The sequence below is a fragment of the Dietzia sp. IN118 genome (assembly GCF_032905965.1).
Classification (GTDB): domain Bacteria; phylum Actinomycetota; class Actinomycetes; order Mycobacteriales; family Mycobacteriaceae; genus Dietzia; species Dietzia kunjamensis.
The window spans coordinates 1,705,965-1,730,677 of the sequence record NZ_JAUMSR010000001.1; the positions used below are offsets into that span (position 1 = coordinate 1,705,965).

23 protein-coding genes are annotated in these 24,713 nt (G+C 70.6%); 14 read left to right on the forward strand and 9 right to left on the reverse strand.

Annotated features, from left to right (window positions below):
- Positions 1-107: 107 nt before the first annotated feature.
- Positions 108-956: a hypothetical protein gene (locus tag Q2K20_RS08300; RefSeq protein ID WP_240341290.1), complete on the forward strand. Its 849-nt coding sequence runs from the start codon at positions 108-110 to the stop codon at positions 954-956.
- On the opposite strand, the gene Q2K20_RS08305 is transcribed toward Q2K20_RS08300, so the two are convergent.
- The gene (locus Q2K20_RS08305; protein WP_269504022.1) at positions 918-2,150 is read right to left on the reverse strand and encodes a lycopene cyclase family protein; all 1,233 of its coding nucleotides are present in this window, start codon (positions 2,148-2,150) and stop codon (positions 918-920) included. The two genes, Q2K20_RS08300 and Q2K20_RS08305, sit on opposite strands and share 39 nt — an antisense overlap.
- Positions 2,151-2,186: 36 nt before the next feature.
- Between Q2K20_RS08305 and Q2K20_RS08310 the strand changes: the two genes are divergently transcribed.
- The 4 genes from Q2K20_RS08310 to Q2K20_RS08325 all read left to right on the forward strand — a co-directional run bounded on the left by Q2K20_RS08310 (position 2,187) and on the right by Q2K20_RS08325 (position 6,099).
- Positions 2,187-2,981 (forward strand): thioesterase family protein, encoded by a 795-nt coding sequence (locus Q2K20_RS08310; protein ID WP_163375789.1) that lies wholly within the window; start codon positions 2,187-2,189, stop codon positions 2,979-2,981.
- A gap of 432 nt (positions 2,982-3,413) precedes the next feature.
- Positions 3,414-5,045 (forward strand): ABC-F family ATP-binding cassette domain-containing protein, encoded by a 1,632-nt coding sequence (locus tag Q2K20_RS08315; RefSeq protein WP_069390491.1) that lies wholly within the window; start codon positions 3,414-3,416, stop codon positions 5,043-5,045.
- A gap of 152 nt (positions 5,046-5,197) precedes the next feature.
- Positions 5,198-5,638: a universal stress protein gene (locus Q2K20_RS08320; RefSeq protein ID WP_269504020.1), complete on the forward strand. Its 441-nt coding sequence runs from the start codon at positions 5,198-5,200 to the stop codon at positions 5,636-5,638.
- 113 nt (positions 5,639-5,751) lie between these two features.
- Entirely contained in the window at positions 5,752-6,099 is a 348-nt protein-coding gene (locus Q2K20_RS08325) for a hypothetical protein (RefSeq protein WP_069390489.1), read from the forward strand.
- Between the two features lie 58 nt (positions 6,100-6,157).
- On the opposite strand, the gene Q2K20_RS08330 is transcribed toward Q2K20_RS08325, so the two are convergent.
- The 6 genes from Q2K20_RS08330 to Q2K20_RS08355 all read right to left on the reverse strand — a co-directional run bounded on the left by Q2K20_RS08330 (position 6,158) and on the right by Q2K20_RS08355 (position 13,791).
- Positions 6,158-7,750 (reverse strand): pyridoxal phosphate-dependent decarboxylase family protein, encoded by a 1,593-nt coding sequence (locus tag Q2K20_RS08330; RefSeq protein ID WP_317176765.1) that lies wholly within the window; start codon positions 7,748-7,750, stop codon positions 6,158-6,160.
- Positions 7,747-8,697, reverse strand: a complete 951-nt coding sequence (locus Q2K20_RS08335; RefSeq protein ID WP_313798183.1) for an MFS transporter — start codon at positions 8,695-8,697, stop codon at positions 7,747-7,749. Before Q2K20_RS08335 ends, Q2K20_RS08330 begins: the two co-directional genes overlap by 4 nt.
- Positions 8,660-9,154: an MFS transporter gene (locus Q2K20_RS08340; protein WP_283464595.1), complete on the reverse strand. Its 495-nt coding sequence runs from the start codon at positions 9,152-9,154 to the stop codon at positions 8,660-8,662. The genes Q2K20_RS08335 and Q2K20_RS08340 overlap by 38 nt, the downstream gene beginning before the upstream one ends.
- Before the next feature lie 153 nt (positions 9,155-9,307).
- Complete coding sequence (locus Q2K20_RS08345; RefSeq protein ID WP_269504015.1) at positions 9,308-10,150, reverse strand: aldo/keto reductase; 843 nt, start codon at positions 10,148-10,150, stop codon at positions 9,308-9,310.
- A gap of 165 nt (positions 10,151-10,315) precedes the next feature.
- Positions 10,316-10,885 carry a TetR/AcrR family transcriptional regulator gene (locus tag Q2K20_RS08350; RefSeq protein WP_067714355.1) on the reverse strand — a complete coding sequence of 190 codons (570 nt, stop codon included), beginning with the start codon at positions 10,883-10,885 and terminating at the stop codon, positions 10,316-10,318.
- Positions 10,886-10,977: 92 nt separating this feature from the next.
- Entirely contained in the window at positions 10,978-13,791 is a 2,814-nt protein-coding gene (locus Q2K20_RS08355; RefSeq protein ID WP_067714358.1) for an aconitate hydratase, read from the reverse strand.
- Between the two features lie 245 nt (positions 13,792-14,036).
- On the opposite strand from Q2K20_RS08355, the gene Q2K20_RS08360 reads away from it, so the two are divergent.
- From Q2K20_RS08360 to Q2K20_RS08395, 8 genes are all read left to right on the forward strand, one after another.
- Positions 14,037-14,576, forward strand: a complete 540-nt coding sequence (locus tag Q2K20_RS08360; protein WP_268092088.1) for a DUF6676 family protein — start codon at positions 14,037-14,039, stop codon at positions 14,574-14,576.
- A gap of 374 nt (positions 14,577-14,950) precedes the next feature.
- Complete coding sequence (locus Q2K20_RS08365) at positions 14,951-16,408, forward strand: NlpC/P60 family protein (RefSeq protein WP_269504011.1); 1,458 nt, start codon at positions 14,951-14,953, stop codon at positions 16,406-16,408.
- Between the two features lie 89 nt (positions 16,409-16,497).
- On the forward strand, positions 16,498-17,559 hold the full coding sequence (locus Q2K20_RS08370; protein ID WP_390890264.1) for an AAA family ATPase: 1,062 nt from the start codon (positions 16,498-16,500) through the stop codon (positions 17,557-17,559).
- On the forward strand, positions 17,556-18,539 hold the full coding sequence (locus tag Q2K20_RS08375) for a DUF58 domain-containing protein (RefSeq protein WP_269504008.1): 984 nt from the start codon (positions 17,556-17,558) through the stop codon (positions 18,537-18,539). Before Q2K20_RS08370 ends, Q2K20_RS08375 begins: the two co-directional genes overlap by 4 nt.
- A complete protein-coding gene (locus Q2K20_RS08380; protein ID WP_067714366.1) occupies positions 18,536-19,516 on the forward strand; it encodes a VWA domain-containing protein in 981 nt (326 codons plus the stop codon). Before Q2K20_RS08375 ends, Q2K20_RS08380 begins: the two co-directional genes overlap by 4 nt.
- A gap of 66 nt (positions 19,517-19,582) precedes the next feature.
- Positions 19,583-20,314 (forward strand): 3-oxoacyl-ACP reductase FabG1, encoded by a 732-nt coding sequence (gene fabG1 / locus Q2K20_RS08385; protein ID WP_269504005.1) that lies wholly within the window; start codon positions 19,583-19,585, stop codon positions 20,312-20,314.
- Between the two features lies 1 nt (position 20,315).
- A complete protein-coding gene (gene inhA / locus Q2K20_RS08390) occupies positions 20,316-21,158 on the forward strand; it encodes an NADH-dependent enoyl-ACP reductase InhA (protein WP_159148915.1) in 843 nt (280 codons plus the stop codon).
- A 1-nt stretch (position 21,159) separates the two neighbouring features.
- Positions 21,160-22,287, forward strand: coding sequence for a ferrochelatase (locus Q2K20_RS08395; protein ID WP_235027905.1), 1,128 nt, complete (start codon positions 21,160-21,162; stop codon positions 22,285-22,287).
- Positions 22,288-22,322: 35 nt separating this feature from the next.
- Here Q2K20_RS08395 and Q2K20_RS08400 read toward each other — a convergent pair whose 3' ends face one another.
- The gene (locus Q2K20_RS08400; protein WP_268092084.1) at positions 22,323-23,135 is read right to left on the reverse strand and encodes a hypothetical protein; all 813 of its coding nucleotides are present in this window, start codon (positions 23,133-23,135) and stop codon (positions 22,323-22,325) included.
- Between the two features lie 67 nt (positions 23,136-23,202).
- Here Q2K20_RS08400 and Q2K20_RS08405 point away from each other — a divergent pair, with 67 nt between their 5' ends.
- The gene (locus Q2K20_RS08405; protein WP_182640386.1) at positions 23,203-24,024 is read left to right on the forward strand and encodes a DUF3097 domain-containing protein; all 822 of its coding nucleotides are present in this window, start codon (positions 23,203-23,205) and stop codon (positions 24,022-24,024) included.
- Here the strand turns inward: Q2K20_RS08405 and Q2K20_RS08410 are convergent.
- Complete coding sequence (locus Q2K20_RS08410) at positions 24,008-24,643, reverse strand: TVP38/TMEM64 family protein (RefSeq protein ID WP_235027906.1); 636 nt, start codon at positions 24,641-24,643, stop codon at positions 24,008-24,010. The two genes, Q2K20_RS08405 and Q2K20_RS08410, sit on opposite strands and share 17 nt — an antisense overlap.
- Between the last annotated feature and the right edge of the window lie 70 nt (positions 24,644-24,713).

The following is a 24,713-nucleotide window of genomic DNA, read 5'->3' on the forward strand; positions in this document are numbered from 1 at the left end:
GCCCCCTCGAGAGGGGGCGGGCGCTCTTCGTGTCCGGGTCGTTCTTCCGGCTGGGGGCCAGACGACCTGATTGGCTGTTCCGTTCACCGGCCGTTTACGCTGAATACATGTCTCGCCCCGCTGACCGACCGTCAGACCGTCCGGTCGGCGGACCCTCCGGTGGCCCGATCGACACCCCGTCGGATGAGGACCGCGGCGCGGCGGACGCCGCGGCCGGTTCTCAGGACCGGGCCCGGGCCCGGACGATGAGTCTCACCAAGGCGACCGCGTGGGTGGTGCTGCCCCCGTCGATCCTGCTCGCGCCGCTGTCCGGCTTCCTGCTCCTCATGGTCCACCGCACGGGCAGCGACCAGCCCTGGCACACCTGGAACCTCCTGTGGACGGCCTTCGACATCGGCGCCGAGGGCAACATCGCGGTGTGGTTCGCCTCGACGATCTGGCTCCTCGTCGGTATCTTCGCCGCCCTCGCCGCTCTCACCGCCGACAGGTTCCGGAAGTCGTGGTGGCTCTTCGCCGCGGTCGGCGTCACCGCCTCGGTGGACGAGGCCTCCGCCCTGCACGAGCGATTGTTCGTGGTGGGGGACAGGATGGCCCCGTACCTGCCGTTCGACACCTTCTACAACTGGGTGATCCCCGGCGCGATCATCGCGCTGGTCGTCGGAGCGCTGCTGATCCGCCTCGTGTTGGCGCTGAAGCGTCGGGGGGTTCTCGCACTGATCCTCTCGGCCGTGGTCTTCCTGACCGGCGCGATCGTCATCGAGAGCCTGACCGGTCTCGTCCATCGCGCGGACGCCGGCATGTCGACGCCCTATCTCGTCCTGATGTACATCGAGGAGACCTTCGAACTCGTGGCCGTGGCCGTCGCGGCCGTGGCGCTGTCGACCATGTTCCACCTCTCGCGGCGTCCGGGCGGCCTGTCACTCACCTTCGACGGGTACCGTCCGCGTTCCGGCTGAGGTGATCGGTACACCCCCGCCCGACGTACGAGCCGACGGGCGCAGCACCGCCGCGGCCATCCCGGCCTTGCCACGGACGGGCATGGAGATCCACATGCCCCACATGGCGGCGGCCACCTGGTAGGAGGGGCTGGCGGCGTCGAGGAACCAGCGCTGACGGCGACCGTCGAGTCGACCGAAGGCGTTGAACAGCGCCCGCAGGGTGCGCTCATCAGCCCGCAGGAGGACGCGCAGTCCGACACCGTGGAGGGCCGTGCTCAGCGGCGACCGCGGTGTCGGCAACGGGTATCCCGCCTCGATCGCGTGCACCGCCGCCGGCACCGCCGCCAACATCGCCGCCACCGAGTACCCCGTCGCCGCGTGCCCGTGGCCACCGGCGGTGCCGAACGCCTCGACCCGCGGGTCCTCCGTTAGCTCGGCGCGGGGCAGGAGCGGGATCCGTACGCGCTCGACGGACAGCGGCGACGCGATCGCCGCGGGGGACACCCCCCGGCCCGCCAGTCTCGAGCGGAGCCGGCTCGCCAGGACGGCGGGATCCGGAGCGGGCAGGCCCGCCAGACACGTCTCCTCCAGCAGTACCCGGTCCGGTCCCACGGGGATCGCGTACAGGAAGCTGGGCCCGACCTCGTCGTCGTCGCTGTCGTCGTCGTTCCGGCCGCGGACATAGTCGGTCCGCCAGTCCATGAACAGGGCGTTCTCCCCGCACAGCGCCGGCGCCGCATCGGCCGCGTCCACGACGATCCCGTAGGCCGTCTGGAGGGGGCCCCGGTTGAGCCGGCCGCCGGCGCCGCGGCAGTCCACCACGCGGTGCGCGCGAGCGGTCAGGGCCTGGACCCCTGTGTCGTCGACCTCCGCGAGTTCGACGGTGACGCCGGGGCCGAGCGGAAGCGCGCGGCGCAGGGCCTCGTTGTCCAGCACGGCGTACTCACGGCGCAGCACGGCTCTGTCGGGCGCGTACAGGGCGGCGGCCGGCACGGTGTGGGCGAGCACGTCCACCCCGCACGCCTCGGGCCGGAGCCACGGGGGGATCTGGTCGGCCCACACCGAGAGGGTCTGGCGCCACGGCGCATCCGGGCGCGGGTCCAGCGCCAACACGGTGAGACCGGCTGCGGCACAGCGGGAGGCGAGCGCGCGGCCGGCGGGACCGAGCCCGACGACAGCGACGTCGTACAGACCGCCACCCGTAGCATTCATCAGGATCGACACTACCGCCCGCACGAGAGGGGACCCATGTCCGACGCGTTCTACCAGCAGGTCGACGAGGCCCGCTTCGAGTCCACGGCACTCACCGCCGGGCCGTGGTCCGCCGAGGCCCAGCACGCCGGCCCGCCGAGCGCGCTGCTGGTGCGGGCCATGGAACGGGCCGGCTCCGGCTCCGACTCCGCCCCGGACATGAGACTGGCGAGGGTGTCCGTCGACGTCCTGGGCCCCGTGCCGGTGGCGCCCCTGGACATCGAGGTGCGCACGATCCGACCCGGGCGCAGCGTGGAGCTGCTCGAGGCGACCGCGTCCGTGGGCGGCCGGTCGACGTTGGTCGCGCGCGGCTGGCTGATGCGGCGCACGTCCGCGGACTATCCCGTGGTGGGCGATCACGCGGCGCCGCCGGTGCCCGAGAAGCGCGAGCGCGATCCCATGATGAGTTTCGCCCACGCCGGCGGGTACCTCTCGGTGGTCGACTTCTCCTACGAATCCGGCGGCGGGGACGAACTGGGTCCGGCCCGGGCGTGGGGGCGGGCGCGGGTCGACCTGGTCGCCGGGGAGCGGATGACCGGGTGGCAGCACACCGTGGTGGTGGCCGACTCCGCGAGCGGCGTCTCCCTGGCCACCGACCCGGTCGACCACCCGACGATCAACTGCGACCTGGTGGTCTCCCTGCACCGCGAGCCCGAGCCCGGCTGGGTGCGCCTGGATTCGGAGACGATCGGCGGGCCCGGCCACGGGGCACTCACCGACACGCTGCTCTCGGACGACCACGGTCCGATCGGCCGCAGCGTGCAGAACCTGTACGGGCGCAGCGCGGGTTGAAGGCAGGCCGGGCGGGGTGGCCAGGCTCTTGCAGTCGCCCCTCACGATGGCGTCTGGCCTGCCCCGATGCGCAGGCGAGACGCCATCGTGAGGGGCGAGGAGGGCTGTCGTGGACATCTGCAGAAGCGAGACGCCAGGGCCAGGAGCGGCTGCACACAGCGGACGGGCCGCGGCCAGCAGGACGCGACGCCGCCAAGGCGCCGACCTCATCCGACGTACGCCAGTCAGGCCGCCCACAGGTCGCAGCGACCGACGCGCGGCAAGAGAATCCGCCGGATGGCGAACTCGGCGCACGCTCTCTGGTCGCGGAGACCCACGTCACCGGACTCGTCGGCGCACTCGCGCCGCAGGTAGAGTGGCAGGTCGGCCCGGACTCGTCAGCGGGCGGGCCGCCGACTCTTCCCCGAACGCTACAGCGAGGTACCCGCGCACGTGATCACCATCGACGACCTTGAGGTGCGCGCCGGCGTGCGCACCCTGCTCCACATGGACGGGTCCTCGCTGCGGGTCCAGCCCGGCGACCGGATCGGCCTGGTGGGACGGAACGGCGCGGGTAAGACGACGACGATGAGGATCCTCGCCGGCGAAGGTGAACCCTACGCCGGGAAGGTCGTTCGGACCGGTGACCTGGGATATCTGCCGCAGGACCCGCGTGAGGGCAACATGAACCAGCTCGCGCGCAGCCGGGTCCTCTCCGCCCGCGGGCTGGACGTGATCATGGCCGACATGACCGCTGCCCAGGAGCAGATGGTCTCCGCCCCGGACGACAAGGCCATGGACAAGGCCGTGCGTAAGTACGGGCGCCTCGAGGACGAGTTCTCCGCCCGCGGCGGTTACGAGGCCGAGAGCGAGGCCGCCCGCATCTGCAACAGCCTGGGGCTGGAGGACCGGATCCTCACCCAGAATCTGGGCACCCTGTCCGGCGGTCAGCGCCGCCGCGTGGAGCTGGCGCGGATCCTGTTCGCCGCCTCCGACGGTGCCGGCAAGTCGCAGACCATGCTGCTGCTCGACGAGCCCACCAACCACCTCGACGCCGACTCCATCACCTGGCTGCGCCAGTTCCTCGAGAAGCACGAGGGCGGGCTGATCATCATCTCCCACGATGTCGAGCTGCTCGAGGCCGTGGTGAACAAGGTGTGGTTCCTCGACGCCGTGCGCGGGGAGATCGACGCCTACAACATGGGGTGGAAGAAGTACCTCGACGCCCGCGCCACGGACGAGGCCCGGCGCCGACGTGAGAAGGCGAATGCGGAGAAGAAGGCCTCGCAGCTCAAGATGCAGGCCGCCAAGCTGGGCGCCAAGGCCACCAAGGCGGCCGCCGCCAAGCAGATGATCCGGCGTGCCGACGCCATGATCGACAATCTCGACGAGGTCCGCGTGGCCGACAAAGCAGCACGGATCAAGTTCCCCACTCCCGCGGCCTGTGGCAAGACTCCGCTGTTCGCCAAGGGCCTGACCAAGATGTACGGCTCGCTCGAGGTGTTCGCCGGGGTGGACCTGGCGATCGACAAGGGCAGCCGCGTGGTGGTGCTGGGCTACAACGGTGCCGGCAAGACGACGCTGCTCAAGCTGCTCGCCGGTGTGGAACGCACCGATGGCGAGGGCGGCGTCGTCTCCGGGCACGGGCTCAAGATCGGCTACTTCGCCCAGGAGCACGACACCCTGGACATGGACGCCAGCGTGTGGGAGAACATCCGCCACGCCGCGCCGGACGCGGGGGAGCAGGAGCTGCGCAGCCTGCTGGGGGCGTTCATGTTCACCGGCCCCCAACTCGAGCAGCCGACAGGCACGCTCTCCGGTGGTGAGCGCACGCGTCTGGCGCTGGCCGGGCTGGTGTCCTCGGCAGCCAACGTCCTCCTGCTCGACGAGCCCACGAACAACCTGGACCCGATCTCGCGCGAGCAGGTCCTCGACGCTCTACGGACGTATGAGGGTGCGGTCGTGCTGGTCACGCACGACCCCGGCGCCGTCGAAGCGTTGGAGCCGGAGCGGGTCATCATCCTGCCGGACGGCACGGAGGACCTATGGAGCCAGGAGTACATGGAGATCGTCGAACTCGCGTAACCCAGCGCAGCGAGGGCACGCGGACGTTCGCGCATGTGACCGTCGAACTCGCGTAACCTCACGGGACCTCTCCGGCAGGTCTACGGTGGAAGGTGTCGTCGGTGCACGACAGTCCGGGGCACCGTCGGCATCTCGCCGGAGGAGGACAGCTCATGGACACCAGGCCAGTAGTCGTCGGAGTCGACGGCGGACCGGATTCGCTACGGGCCCTGAAGTGGGCGGCCGAGTACGCGACCGCGCTCGACGCGCCGCTGATCGCCCTGACCGCGTATCAGTTGCCGCCTATCTACGGTCCCTATGCCATGGCCGGTTGGGAAGACTCTTCCGAGCTGGAGGGCAGCGCGCGCGAGATGCTCGCGGACGCGGTGCGCAACGCCCTGGGGGACGACGCCTCGTACAAGCCGGCCGTCCTGCAGGGCCACGCGGCCGAAGCGTTGATCGCGGCATCCGGAGACGCCCGGCTCGTGGTGATCGGTAGCCGCGGACGAGGCGGGTTCGCCGGGATGCTGCTCGGCTCGGTCAGTCAGCACGTCGTGGCGCACGCGCACTGCCCCGTGGTCGTCCTGCCGCATTCGAGCCACGAGACCAACTAGCGGCGCCGCCCGTCGGGGTGCGTCACACGCAGCATCCAGGCCGACCGAGTCGGGCGTCACACAGGAGACCCTTACCTGCGGTGATTCCGCCTTGACCTGAGACAATACGCCTTATGGACACTGTCATCCAGATCATCCTCATCCTGCACTTCATCGGTCTCGCCGGGATCATCGGTGGCTGGCTCGCCACCATCAAGGCGCCTTACATGGCGAAGGGCATCCTGCACGGCGCGATCCTCCAGGTGGTGACCGGACTGCTGCTCGTGGGCCTGCGCGAGATGCAGGACGCTGACCTCAACCACATGAAGATCGGTATCAAACTGCTGGTGGCGATCGTCATCCTCGTCGTCGCGATCATCGGCGTCCGCAAGGAGGCCAAGGCCCAGGGCAGCACCGCGACCCTGACCCACGTCGCCGGTGTCCTGGGCATCGTCAACGTCGCGGTCGCGGTCCTCGTCTGAGGCATCGCCCCGTATGCGGACCGCGCCCCCCGATCTCGAGTCGGGGGGCGGTTCGCGTTCAGCCCTCCATCACCGCCGCGAGGTAGGCGCGGACCAGGCGGGCACCCACGCCGGCGGGCAGCCGCTCGATCGCCGCGAGGAGCGGCGCCATCCCCGCATCGCCGCCACCCTCGGCCCCGGCCTCGTCGTCGGCGAGGACGCCACCCACGAGCGCATGGACCTCGTCCTCCGACAGGGCGAGCAGGTCGGCGGGGGAGAGGGCCCCTGTCTCGAGCGCGTCGAGCACGTCGGCGAACCCCGTTGGAGGAACTGGATCAGGCTGCCCGCGGACCTCGTCTGCGGCCTCAAACGCCACGCGGAGGATCTCCTCGACGAGCCGTTCGGTCACCGGGGTGATGGTGAGGTGGGACGACGACGACAAGGTCCCTCGCTTCTGGCGGTAGGCGGGCTGCGCCTGGACGGCGATGCCCCTCCGGGCGCAGGCATCCGCCCAGAGGTGCGGGTGAACGCGCCGGCCGTCTCCGGCGGACTCGTCGGCGACGACCGCCAGCAGTGGGCCGGGATCGCGGTCGAGGACTCGTAGCCCCTCGATGCCGGACAACCCGTCGACCAACCGATCGGTCGCCCGGGCGGTCCGGGCGACCAGTTCACGCTGCCCGCCGTCGCCGAGCGCCTCGAGCACCGTCCACGCCGCCGCGGCGGGTTCGAGCGGTTTGGATCCGGCGAGCGTCGGGTTGACCACCGGGTAACCGGGCCAGTCGACGGTGGCGAACCATGCCGCCCGGTGGCGTTCGCGGCCCCGGCTGAGCAGCACCGACGTGCCCTTGGGTGCGAAACCGTACTTGTGTACGTCCGCCGAGATGCTGGTGACCCGCGCGACACGGAGGTCCCAGAGCGGCATCGGGTTCGGCTCGGTGGCGTCCGGACCGGCGGGGTCCGGACCGGGCCAGAACGGCAGCACTAGGCCGCCGAGACAGGCGTCGACGTGCAACCCGATGCGCGGATCGTGCACGGCCTCGAGCCCGGCGGCGACCTCGGCCACGGGGTCGATCACGCCGTTCGGGTAGGCGGGCGCCGAACACACCACCAGCACCGTGTCCCCATCGACCGCCGCGAGGAGCTCGGCGGCGGTCACCCGCCCCGTCCCGGGATCGACCTCGACGCCGACGAACCTCAGGCCCAGCAGGTGCGCGGCCTTGCGGAACGCCGCGTGCACCGTCACCGGCGCGACGATCGTTCCACCGTCGCCCGGCTGTCGACCGGAGACCTCGCGGGCGGCGAGGCAGGCGAGCATGCAGCTCTCGGTGCCACCGGACGTGACGTTCCCGTAGATGTCGCCACCGAGCCCGTCGCCGCCCTCGCCACCCGCGCCCGCGGACCGTCCACGGAGAATGTCGCGCACACGGTCGACTATGCCGCCGTGGATCCGGGCGACCGAGGAGTACACCGTGGGGTCGAGGCCGTTGACACCATGGGCGAGACGAGCCGCGCGGGTCGCCAGTTCGTCGAGTTCGGCGAGCCCGGAATCGTAGACGTACGACAGGACCCGGCCCCCGGTGGTCGGCGGGTCCTGCGCCCGCATCGCGGCGAGGCGGGCCAGCGCGTGTTCCCCGCGATCGGTGATCTCCAGGGCGAGGGGATCGGGGGTCATGTTCGCTCCGTCCATCGGGGATAGGACCGGCCGAGAGTCCGGATCAGCAGCAGGCTAGCGCCGGCGAGGAGCGCGGGGACCAGGGAGAACGCGAGGACGATGGCCCACTGCGCCGTCCCGGGCTGATCGGACACCCCGCCGGAGCGGAAACCACCGAATGCCAACAGGGCGAGCACGACGACCGGGCCCAGGGCCATCGCGCCGGTCTCCGCCGCCGTCCACAGGCCGCTCATCGCCCCACTTCGTCGTCGTCCCCCCAACGAGCGATCCAGGTCGGTGCAGTCGGGCAGCATCGACATCGGTAGAGCCTGCATGCCCGCGTACGCGACACCAGCCAGCGCCACCGGGAGGTGCACCCACGCGCCGGGGGAGAAGCCGGCCGGGATGAGCAGCAGGGTCGCCGCCGTGAACAGCGCCGTGGCCGCGGCCAGCGCCGGCACCTTCCCGCGGGCGTGCGCGAGACGGGTCCACAGCGGCATCACGAGTAGCGCAGGGCCCACCAGTGCGAGGAAGAGCCCGGTCAGAGCGGTCTCGTCACCCAGCACGTAGGTCGCCACGTACTGGCCGCCCGCGAGCATCACGGCCGTCGCGACAGCCTGCAGACAGAACACCGCGACGAGCAGCCGGAACGGCCGCGTGACCCGCAGCGCGTCGAGTCCGTCGCGATACTCGTGCGCGAGCCCACCGGCCGGCGCGTCGGCCCGCGTGATCGTGCTGCGGCCCGCCACGAACGTCGACCACAGCATGCCCATGAGCATCAGCGCGGCGACCCCGACGGCCATCACCACGTATCCGGTGGGCCCGCCGCCGGCGGCGTCGCGCAGCGCCGGGCCCCCGCCCCCGGTGAGCAGGATCGCCCCGGCGAGAACGGCCACCCGCCACGCCAGCAGCGTCACTCGGGCGGCGGCGTCATCGGTGAGCTCGGCCGGCAGTGCCAGATACGGCACCTGGGAAGCACGAATACGCGATCGAGGCCAGGAGGAAGAAGCCCATCACCCACACCCCGGCCGCGCCCGTGCTCCAGCCGGGCGGCGCCGAGAAGGTCGCCACAAACAGCAGCGGCAGGGCCAGCGCCCCGAACAGCATCAGGCCCGTGCGATAGCCGCTGCGGTGGGACGCCCTGTCCGAGATCGCGCCGATGAGCGGGTAGGCCAGGACGTCGATGACCTTGGGCACCAGCACGAGCACCGTCGCGACGGCCGCCGCCACCCCGATCGAGTCCGTGAGGTAGTACGCCAGCACCAAACCGGGCAGGGTGCCGAACGCACCCGTGCCGAGGCTGCCCGCCGCGTACGAGGCGAGGACCGGAGCCGTGGTGGACCGGTCGGTCACTGTCCGGCCCGGCGCGCCGCGGGGAGCCCCGCCCGCGCCGGGCTCCCCGCCCGTGTCCGCGGTGGTGGTCATGGACCGACTCTAGGGCGCTTGCGGCCCGTCGCGCCGTCGAAAAGAGCGTTCCGCACACCTACCTCTCGGCAAACGTGTGCGGAACTGTCTTGTCGACGGGGTTGGGCGACGGGGTCGGGAGCCGGGGTCTGGCTGTGGGGTCAGGCGGTGGGGTCAGCCGCGCCAGTCGAAGGTGTCCGGGTCCAGGCCCGAACGGGTGCCGTTGTGCAGCGCGGTGATGGAAGCCATCTGCTCGTCCGACAGCTCGAAGTCGAACACCTCGAGGTTCTCGCGCATGCGGGCCGGGCTCGAGGACTTGGGGAAGACGATGTCGCCCCGCTGCAGCACCCACCGGAGCACGACCTGGGACACCGTGCGCCCGACCTGCTCGGCGAGCGCCTGCAACTGGGGGTCACCGAAGACCGCGCCCTGGGCCAGCGGGCTCCATGCCTCCACAGCGATGCCCCGTTCGACGCACGCCGCGCGCAGGTCGTCGTTGACGAAGTACGGGTTGGACTCGATCTGGTCGACCGTCGGGGTGCTCAGGCCGGCCTCCGCCAGTCGCGCGAGGTTCGCCGCGGTGAAGTTGGAGACGCCGATCGAGTCGACGGCCAGGTCGGAGCGGATCTCCTCCATCGTCTCCCACACGGTGGCGACGTCGTTGTGCATCGCCAGTGGCCAGTGCACGAGGTAGAGGTCGATGCGCCCGCCCAGGGCCTCGAGCGAGCGCTCGGTGGCCTCACGGGCGGCGGTGCGCTCGTGGAAGGTGTTGTTGAGTTTGGTGGTGATCCAGAACTCGTCGCGCGGGATGCCGGACGCCGCGACGGCCCGGCCCACGCCCTCCTCGTTGCCGTACATCTGAGCGGTGTCGAGGTGGCGGTAACCGGCTTCGATCGCGTCGGTGACGACCTTCTCGGTGTCGGCGGGCGGGACCTGGAAGGTGCCGAACCCGACCTGGGGGATCGAGCGGCCGTCGTTCAGGGTGAGCTGGGGGATCTGCGTGTCAGGTGTGGACATGCGACCAACGTACGCGCCGTTCCCGTGGCCCCGCCGAGAAGAGGATCTCGTGCACGCTCACTCGACCGATACGCGCGTTTTCCTCTTCTCGGCGGGAACCTGCGGAGGCGGCGGAGGCGGCGGAGGCGGCGGAGGCGGCAGGCCCGGCGGGAGACCGGCTCCGGGTCACCCCTGCCCGGTCCGCAGGGACGCCTCGACGAGGTCGAGCATCTCGCTGACATGCTCGGTGCCGCGACCCGTCGCCAGGTGAGTGATGAGGCCATCGAGCACGATGTCGAGGTACACACGCAGCACGTCCGCGGGGATGTCGGTGCGCATCCGTCCGGACGCCTTCTGTTCGCGGAGGCGGGCCACGACCGCCGCGTCGACCTCCGCCTGTCGGTCCGTCCACCGTTCCCGGAACTCCGGGTCGGTGCGGATCCGCCGGGCGATCTCCAGACGCGTCCCGAGCCAGGAGAACTCCTGGGGGTCGGCGAGGATCTCCCGCATCACCTGGACCAGACCCTGCGCGGCCACGGTGGCGGCCATCGCCGCCGCGTCGTCGTGCGCGAGTGCGAGGAAGAGCGCGTCCTTGTCGTCGAAGTGGTGGAAGATGGCACCGCGGCTCAGTCCGGTGGCCTCTTCCAGACGACGCACCGTGGCGCCCTCGAACCCGTACTCGGCGAAGCACTCACGTGCGCCTGACAGGATCTGGTGTCGCCGGGCGTCCATGTGGTCCTGACTGACCCTGGGCATCTCGCTACCTTCCTTCGGAAACACCGCGGCGGTGCGCAGTCACCTTGCCTGAGCAGGGGAAACCGCGCACCGCCGTTGATGTGGGAGGCCGATCAGCCCTTGATCATGTTCCGCAGGACGTACTGCAGGATGCCGCCGTTGCGGTAGTAGTCCGCCTCGCCGGGGGTGTCGATGCGCACCTTGGCGTCGAACTCGACGACCTGGCCGTCCTCCTTGGTGGCGGTGACCTTGACCGTCTTGGGCGTGGTGCCGTTGTTCAGCTCCTCGATGCCGGAGATGTCGAAGGTCTCCGTGCCGTCGAGCCCGAGGGTCTCGTGGGACTCGCCCTCGGGGAACTGCAGCGGGATGACGCCCATGCCGATGAGGTTGGAGCGGTGGATGCGCTCGAACGACTCGGTGATCACGGCGCGGACGCCGAGCAGGCGCGTGCCCTTGGCGGCCCAGTCACGCGAGGAGCCGGTGCCGTACTCCTTGCCGCCGAGTACGACGAGCGGGGTGTTCTGCTCGGCGTAGTTCTGTGCGGCGTCGTAGATGAACGCCTGCGGCGCACCCTCCTGGGTGAAGTCCCGGGTGTAACCGCCCGTCACGCCGTCCAGCAGCTGGTTCTGCAGCCGGATGTTGGCGAACGTGCCACGGATCATGACCTCGTGGTTGCCGCGGCGGGAGCCGAAGGAGTTGTAGTCCTTGCGCTCCACGCCGTTGGCGTCGAGGTACTGCGCCGCCGGGGTACCGGGCTTGATGGTCGACGCCGGCGAGATGTGGTCGGTGGTGACCGAGTCGCCGAGCTTGGCCAGGACGCGGGCGCCCTTGATGTCGGTGACCGGCTCCGGCTCCATCTCCATGCCCTCGAAGTACGGGGCCTTGCGAACGTAGGTCGACTTCTGGTCCCACTCGAAGGTCTTGCCGTCCGGGGTGCTGAGACCGCGCCAGCGCTCGTCTCCGGCGAACACGTCGGCGTACTTGGACTTGTATTCGTTGGACGAGATGGAGGCCTTGATGGTCTCCTCGATCTCCTCGGAGGTGGGCCAGATGTCCTTGAGGAAGACGTCGTTGCCCTCCTTGTCCTTGCCCAGCGAGTCATTCTCGAAGTCGAAGTCCATCGAGCCTGCGATCGCGTAGGCGATGACCAGCGGCGGGGACGCCAGGTAGTTCATCTTGACGTCCTGGTTGATCCGACCCTCGAAGTTCCGGTTGCCGGACAGGACGGCGGTCGCGGTGAGGTCGTTCTCCTGGATCGCGGCGGAGATCTCCTCCGGCAGCGGACCGGAGTTGCCGATGCAGGTGGTGCAGCCGTAGCCGACGAGGTGGAAGCCGAGGGCCTCCAGGTCGGGCCAGAGACCGGCACGCTCGTAGTACTCGGTGACGACCTGCGAGCCCGGGGCCATGGAGGTCTTGACCCACGGCTTGGCCGTGAGGCCCTTCTCGTGCGCCTTGCGGGCGACGAGCCCGGCGCCGATCATCACCGACGGGTTGGAGGTGTTGGTGCACGAGGTGATCGACGCGATGGACACGATGCCGTGGTCCAGCACCATCTCCGTGTCGCCGACCTTGACCTCGACCGGCTTCGACGGGCGGCCCTCGGAACGCGTGGACGCGTCGGCGCGGACCGCGCCTTCCTCGGCATGGGCGAGGGTCACCTTGCCGGCGTTGTCCGACGGGGCTCCGCCCTCGGACTGCATCCGGCCCTTCTCGGTGTCACCGAGCGGCTTGGCCTCGCCGTCCACGTAGTTGTGGATGTCCTTGCGGAACGCGCTCTTGGAATCGGAGAGCTCGATGCGGTCCTGGGGACGCTTCGGGCCGGCGATCGACGGGACGACGTCCCCGAGGTCCAGCTCCAGGTACTCGGAGAAGACGGGCTCCTCGGAGTCCGGGTGGAGCCACATGCCCTGCTCCTTGGCGTAGGCCTCGACGAGGGCGAGCTGCTCCTCATCGCGGCCGGTCAGGCGCAGGTAATCGATGGTCTCGCCGTCGATCGGGAACATGGCGCAGGTGGAGCCGAACTCCGGGCTCATGTTGCCGATAGTGGCGCGGTTGGCCAGCGGCACGGCCGCGACACCGGCGCCGTAGAACTCGACGAACTTGCCGACGACGCCGTGCTTGCGCAGCATCTCGGTGATCGTCAGCACCACGTCGGTGGCGGTGACGCCCGGCTTGATCGCACCGGTGAGCTTGAAGCCCACGACGCGGGGGATGAGCATGGAGATCGGCTGACCGAGCATCGCGGCCTCGGCCTCGATGCCGCCGACGCCCCAGCCGAGGACGCCGAGACCGTTCTCCATGGTGGTGTGCGAGTCGGTACCGACACAGGTGTCGGGGTAGGCCTGGCCGTTGCGGACCATCACCGTGCGCGCCAGGTACTCGATGTTGACCTGGTGGACGATGCCGGTGCCCGGGGGGACGACCTTGAAGTCGTCGAACGCGCCCTGACCCCAGCGCAGGAACTGGTACCGCTCCTCGTTGCGCTCGTACTCGATCTCCACGTTCTTCTCGAACGAGCTGGCCTGACCGAAGGACTCGATGATCACCGAGTGGTCGATGACCATCTCGGCGGGGGCGAGGGGGTTGACCTTGTCCGGGTCTCCACCGAGCTTCTCGACGGCCTCACGCATGGTGGCGAGGTCGACGATGCAGGGCACGCCGGTGAAGTCCTGCATGATCACGCGGGCCGGCGTGAACTGGATCTCGGTGTCGGGCTCGGCACTGGGGTCCCAGCTCGCCAGGGCCTCGATGTGCGCCTTGGTGACGTTCTTGCCGTCCTCCGTGCGCAGGAGGTTCTCGGTGAGGACCTTGAGCGAGTAAGGGAGCTTCTCGGCCCCCGGAACCGCCGACAGGCGGTAGATGTCGTAGGTCTCGTCGCCGACCTCAAGGGTCCCCTTGGCGCCGAAACTATCAATGCTTGCTGTCACGTCAGCTCCACTCGTGGTGCGAATGTCGGTTCGTCATCCCTCCCGGTGTCACCGCGTCTGTCTCGGGCGGCGGCGCCGGGGCGGACACAGCATCCATTGTGGACCCTGTGATCCGTCTTCGGCCGCCAATTTACCAGTACGCCCGTCCTGTATAGCCCCCGGCACGCCCGAACGTGGGCACGCGACTGCGGTTATCGCCGACGAGCGGCGCGTGGGTTCGTGGGCGACGACGGAGAGATGGCACCATGTCGCACGTGGACACTCCCTCCGATCCCGTGACGGTGCTCGCGTATGCGGCCGAGCCGATCATGTCGTTACGGGAGGACGAGGTCCCGCCCTGGTTGGACTACCAGGCCGTGGTCGCCGACCTCGCCGACGACGGGGTCTCCGCACCTGCACGGTTCGTCGAGGGCCTCCGGACCGTGGTGGACGAGGCCGGTGATCGCGGCCTGGACCTGAAAGTGGTCTACACCGAGGCGCCGGCGACCGTCTACACGGACGCCCGTGACCTCGCGGCGTTCCTGGGCGAGGAGTACGACGGCACGATCCTCGTGCGCACCCCGGTGTTCATCGGTAGCTCCAGCGACTCGATCCCGCGCCACCGACTCGAGGCCGGACAGGACGACGCCTGGGAGGAGTTCGACCCGGTGGCCTCCGCCGCGGTCTTCGCCCACAAGGTCACCGCCCCCGCTCCGCCATGGGGCGCCCTGACCGCGGCCGCGATCGTGGTCACCGTGCTCGCGCTCGTCGCCTTCGCGATCGTCCTGCGACGTCGCTCACGCTGAGAAGACGCCGAAACGTCGCTTTTCCGACAGCGGTGTCCAGTTCGCGACACGCCGTCAGTCCTGCTGTTATGCAAGTTACAGCAGTGTATTTTGCCGACCGATGTTTCACATGTGTTCCCTGTGACCTACGGTGCTAAAGGAACACTAGGTTCTACCGAGTCGTGTTGAGGCTCCAGTGGCGCAGGGGAAGGCATCACCGGCCGCCGACACCGCCTCGGTCTCGCGTCCCGCCGTGCGGGTCGCGCGGTCAGCCGCACCCCGGTGCGGTCAGCGGAAGGTGAAACGTGGAGCCTGACCATTCGTCGAACCGTGCCCGAGGGGCGCGCACACGCAGGTATCCCGGAAGGGCACCCGGGCGGGCGGCACTGGCCGCGGTGCTGGTCCTGGGAACAGCCGCCGGTGCGGTGCAGGCGCCGGTGGCCGGAGCCCAGCAGGTCACCGCGGTCGCGCCCGGCGACATCTCCGACCTTATCCGTGCCGTCGCCGATGCCAGCGCCCGACTGGACCAGACCCGCGAGGAGATCGCGGTCAGCCGGGAGGGCGTCAATAAGAGCCTGGTCGACCTCCAGATGGCCCGGATCGAACTCGACCGGGCCGTCGCCGAGGCAGACCGCACCTCCGCCGAACGCGAGCAGGCGGAGTTCGGCGTCGAGTCCGCGCGCGGCACCCTCGACGACTATTCACGGCTGTTGCACCGGCAGGGAACCGCACCGGGCGCGGCGTCGGCGATCCTCGATCCCGGCGGGCCGGCGGATGCCGGGTTGCGCCAGGAGTATCTCCAGCGAGCCGCGGCCGACCAGCGCCCCGTGGTGGGGGAGATGGTGGCGGCCGCCGATGAGGCCGCCCGGCGCGAGTCCGAGGCAGTGGCCGCCCGCGACTCCGCCGAGCAGCGTTACTCGGACGCCGCCGAGCGTCGGGCCTCCGCCGAGGCGGAGGTCTCCAGGGTCGCGGGCGACGTCACCGCTCTGGAGGACCGGGTCGTCGCGCTGACCCGTGAACTGGACGAGCACCGCGCCGCCCTCGCGGAGTCGGGTGCCACCCCGGCGGGGCCACGGGTCGACGCCGCGGACGCGGTCGACGCAGAAGCGATGCGCGCGGAGGCCCTCAGTGTCCTCGCGGGCCAGCCGGAGGCCGGGGAGCAGGCGGCCGACATCGCCTCCGCGCTCCCGTCGCATCTCGACCTGGGTGCGGTCCGGCAGTTCGCCGGGGGCTCCTCGGACGAGGCGACCCGCGCCATCGGGGGGACCATCGACGCCGGCAGCGTGGGCGCGGCGGTCGACGCCGGCATCAACGGTGACACCGAGGCGATCGTGCAGCAGGTCGCCGACGCGATCAGTCGGGCCGGCTTCGGCTCGATCGCCCAGGGGCCGGCGGCGCCCGGGCCGGGCGCCGGCCTGGGCGGGAATGCCGGGACCCCCTCGAACAGTGCTCGCGTGGAGACCGTCGTCAACCGCGCCCTCTCCCAGCTCGGGATGCCGTACGCGTGGGGAGGCGGCGATGCCAACGGGCCCACCCGCGGCATCCGCGACGGCGGGGTCGCCGACTGGCACGGTGACTACAACAAGATCGGCTTCGACTGTTCGGGGTTGATGATCTACGCGTTCGCCGGGATCGGCAAGGCGCTCCCGCACTACACCGGCTACCAGTACACCGCCGGGCCGCAGTTCCCGGTGGCCACGCGACAGCGGGGCGACATGCTGTTCTGGCCCGGCCACGTGGCCCTGTACCTCGGCGACGGCCGCATGGTCGAGGCACCCCAGTCCGGTGACGTCGTGAAGATCTCGCCGGTGCGGATGGCCGGGATCTCGCCGATGGTGGTCCGGTTGGTCTGACCGCGGCACCGGTACTGTCGTCCCCAACCCGTTCGGACGGCCCCGGCAGGGCGCCCGGAACACCCGACCACGCGAAGGAGCCCTCCGCGGTGAGCGATCCCCATCCCGAACAGTCGAGCCGTCCCGGCGAGCCCCCCGTGAGCGCGTCGACGGTCGCGGAGGACGCCCGTCTCCTCGAGCGAGCGGTCTACGAGGTCAAGAAGGTCGTGGTGGGCCAGGACCGACTGATCGAGATGATCCTCGTCGGCCTCCTCTCGCGGGGTCACATCCTGCTCGAGGGCGTCCCGGGCGTGGCCAAGACCCTCACCGTGGAGACCTTCGCCACCGTGGTGGGGGGGAGTTTCCGGCGGCTCCAGTTCACCCCGGACCTCGTCCCCGCCGACATCGTCGGCACCCGCATCTACCGGCAGGGCCGCGAGGAGTTCGATGTCGAGCTCGGCCCCATCCTGGCGAACTTCGTGCTCGCGGACGAGATCAACCGTGCACCCGCCAAGGTCCAGTCCGCGCTGCTCGAGGTCATGGCCGAGGGGCACGTCTCGATCGGCGGTCAGACCTTCCCCATGCCCAGCCCGTTCCTCGTCATGGCCACGCAGAACCCCATCGAGAGCGAGGGTGTCTACCAGCTGCCGGAGGCACAACGGGACCGCTTCCTGTTCAAGCTCGTCATGGATTACCCCACCCCGGAGGAGGAACGCGAGATCGTCTACCGGATGGGCTCGACCCCGCCGGAACCCACGCGGGTCCTCGGCGTCGACGCCCTCATCCGGTTGCAGAAGGCCGTCCGCGAGGTGTTCGTCCATCACGCGTTGGTCGACTACGTCGTCCGCGTCACGGTGGCCACCCGCGAACCCGCACGGCACGGGCTGGAGGACGTGGCGCGGTGGCTCTCCTACGGCGCCTCTCCCCGTGCGACGCTCGGGGCCGTCACCGCAGCCCGTGCGCTCGCCCTGGTGCGGGGACGCGACTACGTGGTGCCGCAGGACGTGATCGACGTCCTGCCGGCCGTCCTCCGGCACCGTCTCGTGCTGACCTATGACGCGCTGGCCGACGAGGTCACCGCCGACACCGTGGTGCGACGCGTGCTCGAAGCCGTACCGCTCCCACAGATCAGCGCGGTTCCCGCCCAGGCCGGCCCGCCGCCGTCACGGTGACCGCCGCGGACGAGGGCAGACGCGACGACCCCGTCGACGCGTCGTCCCGTGCGGCCCTGGCCCAGCTGGAACTGCTCGTCACGCGCCGTCTCGACGGGGTACTCAACGGCGACCACCGCGGACTGCTGCCCGGGCCGGGCACCGAGCCCGGGGAGGCGCGGGCCTACGAACCCGGGGACGACGTCCGAACGATGGACTGGTCCGTCACCGCCAGGACCACCGTCCCGCACATCCGTCAGACCATCGCCGACCGCGAGCTCGAGACGTGGCTGGTCGTCGACCTCTCGCCGAGTCTCGACGTGGAGGGCCGGCACGGAGCCAAGCGGCGACTGGTCGAGGCCGCCGTCGCCACCGTCGGATTCCTCTCGGCGGGCGGTGGTAGCCGGGTCGGCATGGTCCTCACCGGGGACGGACGCCCACGCGTCCTGCGGGCGACCGGCGGACGGGACCACGTCCGACGCCTACTGGAGGAGGTGGCGCGGTCGGCACCACGCGTCACGCCGGGGGGCTCGCTCGACGACTGCCTCCACGCCGTCCGGAACGCCGCTCGCCGGCACGGCCTGGTGGTGGTGATCTCCGACTTCCTGTCCGAGGCGGACTGGGAACGGTCGCTGCGCGTCCTGGGCACCCGCCACGAGTTCCTCGCCGTCCACGTGGCGGACCCACTCGACATCGCACTCCCGGCCGTGGGCGCCGCCCTGCTGCAGGATCCCGCCACCGGGGAGGTCCTCGAACTCGACGTCGACGACGCGCTCGCCGCCGACTACCGCCGAACCGCCGGTGAGCAACGCGCCCGCGTCCACTCCGCGCTCCGGCGGTGCGGCGCACCCGTCCTCGCCCTGCGGACCGACCGTGACTGGATCCGTGACGTCATCGACTTCGTCGGTGTGCGCCGCCAGGGCGGCCTGCCGACCGGCGACAATCTCGTCCGCGACCTCCCCGACGACCGGCCCGGGACGCAGGAGGTGGCGACGCGATGAGCCTGTCCGAGTTCCAGCATCCGCTCTGGCTGATCCTGCTGGTCGTTCCACTGGCACTCGCCGTGGGATACGTCATCGCGCTGCGGTCCAAGAAGCGCCGGACCGTGCGGTTCGGCAACTTCGGGGTACTCCGGACCGTCGATCGCCGAGGACGCCGCTGGTTCACGCACGTCCCGGCCGTGCTCCTGGTGCTGTCACTGCTCACCCTCGTGGTGGCCCTCGCCGGCCCACAGCGCGAACAGAAGGTTCCACGGAACCGGGCGACCGTCATGCTCGTCGTCGACGTGTCCCTGTCCATGGAGGCCACCGACGTCTCTCCGTCGCGACTCGAGGCCGCACAGCAGGCCGCCACGACCTTCGCGAACAACCTCACCCAGGGCGTCAACCTGGGCCTGGTCTCCTACGCGGGCACCGCCTCGATGCTCGTCGCCCCCACCACGGACCGGGGACCGGTGGTCCGCGCGGTCGAGCGACTCAGGCTCGACGAGCGCACCGCCACAGGGGAGGCCATCTACACCGCCACCCAGGCGATCACCACGTTCACCGAAAGCCTGGGCGGACCAGACCAGGCACCTCCGGCGAGGATCGTCCTGCTCTCCGACGGCAAGGAGACCGTCCCCGCCGACCCCACCGAGGAGCGGGGCGCGTTCACCGCCGCCGAACGGGCCTCGGAAGCCGGCATCCCCGTCTCCACCATCTCGTTCGGCACCCTGTACGGCACCGTCGACATCCAGGGCAGGCCGCAGCCCGTGCCCGTCGACGACGCGTCGCTGCGACAGATCGCCGACATCTCCGGGGGCGACTTCTTCACCGCCTCCAGCCTCGAGGAGCTCGACTCCGTGTACCGCACCCTCGAGGAACAGATCGGCTACGAGTGGAAGAAGGCCGACGCCTCCCGCCCCTGGCTCGTCATCGGCACCCTGCTGGCCATGCTCGCCGCGGCCGGGTCACTGACCGCGCACCGGCGGATCCCGTGACACCGACCGGGACACGAGTGCGGACCAGCGCCGGACCGCCCGCCCCGGCTCGCTAGGGTGGAGGACATGGTTTCCGAGAGCACGCCCGGCACCACCCCCCGAACGGTCCTCGTGACCGGAGGCAACCGCGGAATCGGGCGGGCGGTGGCCGAGCGGCTCCATGCCGACGGCCACCGCGTCGCCGTCACGCACCGCGGATCCGGCGCCCCCGAAGGGCTCCTCGGAGTGCAGTGCGACGTGACCGACCCCGACTCAGTCGACGCCGCCTTCACCGCCGTCGAGGCCGAGTACGGCCCGGTGGAGGTGGTGGTCTCCAACGCGGGGACCACCGAGGACACCCTGCTCATGCGGATGAAGGACGAGCAGTTCACCAGCGTGGTGGACGCCAACCTCTCGGGCGCGTTCCGGGTGGCCAAGCGTGCCTCCCGCGGGATGTTGCGGGCCCGGTTCGGTCGCCTGATCTTCATCGGCTCGGTGGTCGGGCAGTCGGGCACCGCGGGGCAGGTGAACTACGCCTCGTCGAAGGCCGGTCTGGTCGGCATGGCACGCTCACTCACCCGCGAACTCGGGTCCCGCAGCATCACCGCGAACGTCGTGGCGCCGGGTTTCATCGACACCGACATGACCGCCGGTCTCGATGACAAGACGCAGGAGCAGGCGATCGCGGCGATCCCCCTCGGACGCAAGGGGTCGGCCGAAGACGTGGCCGGGATCGTGAGTTTTCTCGCCGGTGACGACGCCGGCTACATCTCCGGGGCCGTGATCCCGGTCGACGGTGGAATGGGAATGGGGCACTGACATGAGCCAGACCGACACGGGCGAGAAGGTGGAGACCGGCTCCGGGCTGCTCTCCGGTAAGACGATCCTCGTCACGGGCGTCATCACCGATGCCTCCATCGCGTTCCACATCGCCAAGCACTGCCAACTGCACGGTGCGCAGGTCATCCTCACCGCCTTCGGCCGCCCGTCGTTGGTCAAAGCCATCGCCAAACGCCTGCCCGAGCGTCCGCCTGTGATCGAGTTGGACGTCCAGAGTGAGGACGACCTGGCCGCGCTGGCCGACCGGGTGCGGGAGCACGCCGACTCGCTGGACGGCGTCGTGCACTCGATCGGGTTCGCGCCGCCCAGCTGTCTCGGTGATCCGTTCCTCGACGCGCCCTGGAAGGACGTGGCCGTGGCACTCGAGGTCTCCGCCTACTCCTACGCCTCGCTGGCCAAGGCGGTGCGACCCCTGCTGAACCACGGTGCGTCGATCATCGGCCTGGACTTCGATCCCCGGTTCTCCATGCCGTTCTACAACTGGATGTCGGTCGCCAAGAACGCACTCGAGGCGGTCAACCGCTATGTCGCCCGCGACCTGGGTCCAGAGGGGATCCGCTCGAACCTCATCGCCGCCGGGCCCGTCAAGACGCTCGCGGCGAAGTCGATCGCGGGGGAGGCACTCGGACCCGGTGGCGAGCTGGACCAGATGCAGGACGAGTGGGACCGGCGGGCCCCGTTGGGATGGGACGTCGACGACCCCACCGCGGTGGCCACGACGGCCGTCGCCCTGCTCTCGGACCTCATGACCGCCACGACCGGCACGGTGATCTACGCGGACGGCGGCGCGGGGACGGTCTCGTTCAGCGGACAGGAGAAGTGACATGACAGGAGCGACGGACGACACCGTGGGGCAGGACGACACCATGGGGCAGGTCGACGCCCTGCTCGTGCTCTCATTCGGCGGGCCGGAGGGGCAGGAGGACGTGATCCCGTTCCTGGAGAACGTCACCCGGGGCCGGGGGATCCCGCAGGAGCGCCTCGAGGAGGTGGCCACCCACTACCGCCACCTGGGCGGCCGCAGCCCGATCAACGACCTCAACCGCGAGATCATCGCGAATGTCGAGGCCGAACTGGCCCGCCGCGGCCGCGACCTGCCCGTCTATTTCGGCAACCGCAACTGGACCCCGTACCTCGAGGACACCCTCATGCGGATGAGAGACGATGGCGTCCGCACCGCGGCGGTGTTCGTCACCTCGGCATGGGGTGGATACTCCGGGTGCGGGCAGTACCACGAGGACATCGAGCGGGCACGGGGCGCGGTCGAGAACGCTCCCACGCTCGTGCGCCTGGGACAGTTCCACGACCACCCGAAGTTCGTCGATCGCTTCGCCGCCGACCTGTCACGTGCCCTCGAGGACGCCCGGCAACTGGCCCGCGACGCCGACTCCGACGGTGCCGGGGTCGGAACGGGGGGAGAACCCCGACTGGTGTTCACCGCACACTCCGTCCCGACCACTGCCGACGCCGCGGCCGGCCCCAAGAGACTCGGCGGTCACCTCTACAGCCGTCAGGTCAACGATGCCGCGCGTCTCGTCGCCGCGGCGGCCGGGGTGGACGAGTACGACGTCGTGTGGCAGTCCCGGTCGGGGCCACCGAGCGTGCCGTGGCTCGAACCGGACGTCGTGGACCACGTCCGAGACCTCGCGACGCATCAGGGGATACGTGACGTCGTGGTGTGCCCGGTCGGCTTCATCTCCGACCACGTCGAGGTGATCTGGGACCTCGACACCGAACTCGTCGAGGACACCGACGACCTCGGGGTGCGCATCACCCGGTGCGCGACCCCGGGCCCGTCTCACGAGTTCACCGAGATGATCCTGCAGATGCTCGACGAGGTCGAGACGGGGGAGCGGATCGAGCGGCTCGGTGACGTGCCGTCCCTTGGCTGTACCCGGAACGGCGCCCGGTGCGCGGTCGACTGTTGCCCGGCACCCTCGCGGAGAGCGTGACCTGACGCTCCGACGGTCCCGGTCCCCGGGCGTCGTCAGAAGGTTCTCAGCGCCGCCTCGCCGGCCGCGGCCACCGCGGACCGGCGTGCGGCGTCCTTCACCGCGACGAGTCGCCGGAGAACCGGCTCGCGCGCGGCGGGATCCACCCCGGCCTCCGGCTGTGCCAGCGCGACGGAGGTGATCGCCTCCACCCGGTCGATCCTGTCCACCAGCTCGAGGACGCGGGACGGGAGCCCGGCCGGCAGGCGGGTGACGTGGGAACGGATGTCGATCCGGGCCACGTCGTTGGTGCGTACGGCGGTGCGTTCGATGAGGTCGGCGGCCTCCACGACGGCTCCACCCAGGTCGGCGAGCGCCTCCGAGGGGCCGGCCGGTTGGGGCGCGACGGGGCAGTCATGGACCCCGCGCGCCCGCCACCGCAGCACCTCGGGATGCGGTTGGACGCAGGTCAGGCACACGGCGTCCCGTGAGCCGGGGTCGCGGACGAGGATCCCCCACCCGGCGTCGGCCACGTCCGCGCGAACCGACGGGACCGGCGGCAGGCTCGAGGAGTCCCCGGGCGCCGTCGTGAGCAGGGACAGCGCCTCCGGCGCCGGATACGAACGCCCGGCGCGCCGCAGCGTCGTGACGAGCCCGGGCAGGAGTCCTGCCGGGCCGGCGGCGGGGGAGACCTCGGCGAGCATCGGGACAGGCGCTCCGACGATCTCCAACAGGTGCGACTCCGCCAGGCCGGAGACGTACGAGGTCAACTCGTCGAACGGTTGATCCGCCCACGCGGTGCGCAGGAGGTACAGCGGCAGCGGCCACGCCGGGGACAGCGCGGTACTGCGGGTGAGGGGTCGGGACATGACGATCAATCCTACCGGCGGTGTGCCGCCGGCACCCCCGGCGCGGCGACGGCTACCGTGTCTGGCCATGGCAGACATGTACGGCTCCGACATCCTGTCCGGCACGGCGCGACGCCGCCGCCCGGAGGTCCCCGTCGTCGACGCCGAACGGGACCTGGTGGTGGAGGACGCCGAATCCGGGTTCTGCGGCGCCGTGGTGGGTTTCGACCGGTCCTACGACGGCGAGTTCGTCAAACTGGAGGACCGGCGCGGTCGGGTGCGCATCTTCGCGATGACCCCCTCGGCGTTCCTCATCGACGGCTCCCCGGTCACCCTGCGGAAGCCGGCCCCGGCAACGCGGCGGGGGCCCGCGGTCACCGCGTCGGGGTCGCGGAAGGTCGAGGGACTGCGGGCCCGCTCGGCCCGCGCGGGGCGAATCTGGGTCGAGGGCATCCACGACGCCGCGCTCGTGGAGAAGATCTGGGGCCACGATCTGCGGGTCGAGGGCGTGGTGGTCGAACCGCTGCACGGGATCGACGATCTGCACGCGCTGGTCACCGAGTTCGGCCCCACCCGTCAGGCGAGACTCGGCGTGTTGGTGGACCACCTCGTCGAGGGCAGCAAGGAATCGCGGATCGTCGCCGGACTGGGGCAGGACGTCCTCGTGACCGGCCACCCGTACGTGGACATCTGGCAGGCGGTCAAACCCTCCGCCGTGGGGATCCGCGAATGGCCGGTGGTCCCCCGCAGCGAGGACTGGAAGACGGGGATCTGCCGGCGGCTGGGCTGGGGCGAACCCGCCGACGGGTTCCGCCACGTGCTCGCCTCCGTGAGCACCTACCGGGACATCGAACCCGCGTTGCTCGGAGCGGTGGAGAGGTTGGTCGACTTCGTCACCGAACCGGCCTGACCGGCAGCGTGGCGTCGAGGACCATCCCCACCAGTCCGATCAGGGCGAACCCAGCGGTGGCCCACAGTGCGGCCGTGCCGTCACCCTCGGTCAGGGAATGCCCCAGGAGGACCGCGGCGACGGTCCCGGGCGCACTGCCGATGAGGGTGGCCAGCAGGAACTGCGGGTAGGAGATCGAGGTCAGCGCGGCGGCGTAGTTGACCACCGAGAACGGCACCGCGGGTACCAGCCGCAGACTGCCCACCGAGAGCCACCCGCGCCGACGCAGTCGTGCGTCGATCGAGGCCACCCGCGGATCCGCGCGCAGCGCGGCTGTCCGGTCGTGACCGAGGCGACGGACCCCGGCGAACGCCAGTGTCGCCGCGATGCCGGTGGCCACGAGAGTCCACGGGATGGCCACGGCCGGGGTGAACAGGACCGCGGCGGTGTAGGTGAAGGTCGACCGGGGGATGGGCGAGACCGTGACGAGCGCGTAGGCGGCGAAGAAGGCAACGGGGAACCACGGACCCAGTCGCGTGGCCCATTCACGGAACTGCTCCAGCCCCGGGGTCGGCACGAGGGTCGCGACCAGGACCACCAGCGCGACGGCCGCCACCCACGCCAACACCCGGTTCCGCACCGGGACGACTGTAGTTGCCGTGGTGCGGACGTCGTCCCCCACAGGTCCCCCTCACCGCGAGGGCGTGTTC

Coding starts and splice junctions, on each gene's coding strand:
- Q2K20_RS08300 (WP_240341290.1), top strand. CDS start 108: ATGTCTCGCCCCGCTGACCGACCGTCAGACCGTCCGGTCGGCGGACCC.
- Q2K20_RS08305 (WP_269504022.1), bottom strand. CDS start 2,150: ATGAATGCTACGGGTGGCGGTCTGTACGACGTCGCTGTCGTCGGGCTC.
- Q2K20_RS08310 (WP_163375789.1), top strand. CDS start 2,187: ATGTCCGACGCGTTCTACCAGCAGGTCGACGAGGCCCGCTTCGAGTCC.
- Q2K20_RS08320 (WP_269504020.1), top strand. CDS start 5,198: ATGGACACCAGGCCAGTAGTCGTCGGAGTCGACGGCGGACCGGATTCG.
- Q2K20_RS08325 (WP_069390489.1), top strand. CDS start 5,752: ATGGACACTGTCATCCAGATCATCCTCATCCTGCACTTCATCGGTCTC.
- Q2K20_RS08330 (WP_317176765.1), bottom strand. CDS start 7,750: ATGACCCCCGATCCCCTCGCCCTGGAGATCACCGATCGCGGGGAACAC.
- Q2K20_RS08340 (WP_283464595.1), bottom strand. CDS start 9,154: ATGACCACCACCGCGGACACGGGCGGGGAGCCCGGCGCGGGCGGGGCT.
- Q2K20_RS08345 (WP_269504015.1), bottom strand. CDS start 10,150: ATGTCCACACCTGACACGCAGATCCCCCAGCTCACCCTGAACGACGGC.
- Q2K20_RS08350 (WP_067714355.1), bottom strand. CDS start 10,885: ATGCCCAGGGTCAGTCAGGACCACATGGACGCCCGGCGACACCAGATC.
- Q2K20_RS08360 (WP_268092088.1), top strand. CDS start 14,037: ATGTCGCACGTGGACACTCCCTCCGATCCCGTGACGGTGCTCGCGTAT.
- Q2K20_RS08380 (WP_067714366.1), top strand. CDS start 18,536: ATGAGCCTGTCCGAGTTCCAGCATCCGCTCTGGCTGATCCTGCTGGTC.
- fabG1 (WP_269504005.1), top strand. CDS start 19,583: ATGGTTTCCGAGAGCACGCCCGGCACCACCCCCCGAACGGTCCTCGTG.
- inhA (WP_159148915.1), top strand. CDS start 20,316: ATGAGCCAGACCGACACGGGCGAGAAGGTGGAGACCGGCTCCGGGCTG.
- Q2K20_RS08395 (WP_235027905.1), top strand. CDS start 21,160: ATGACAGGAGCGACGGACGACACCGTGGGGCAGGACGACACCATGGGG.
- Q2K20_RS08400 (WP_268092084.1), bottom strand. CDS start 23,135: ATGTCCCGACCCCTCACCCGCAGTACCGCGCTGTCCCCGGCGTGGCCG.
- Q2K20_RS08405 (WP_182640386.1), top strand. CDS start 23,203: ATGGCAGACATGTACGGCTCCGACATCCTGTCCGGCACGGCGCGACGC.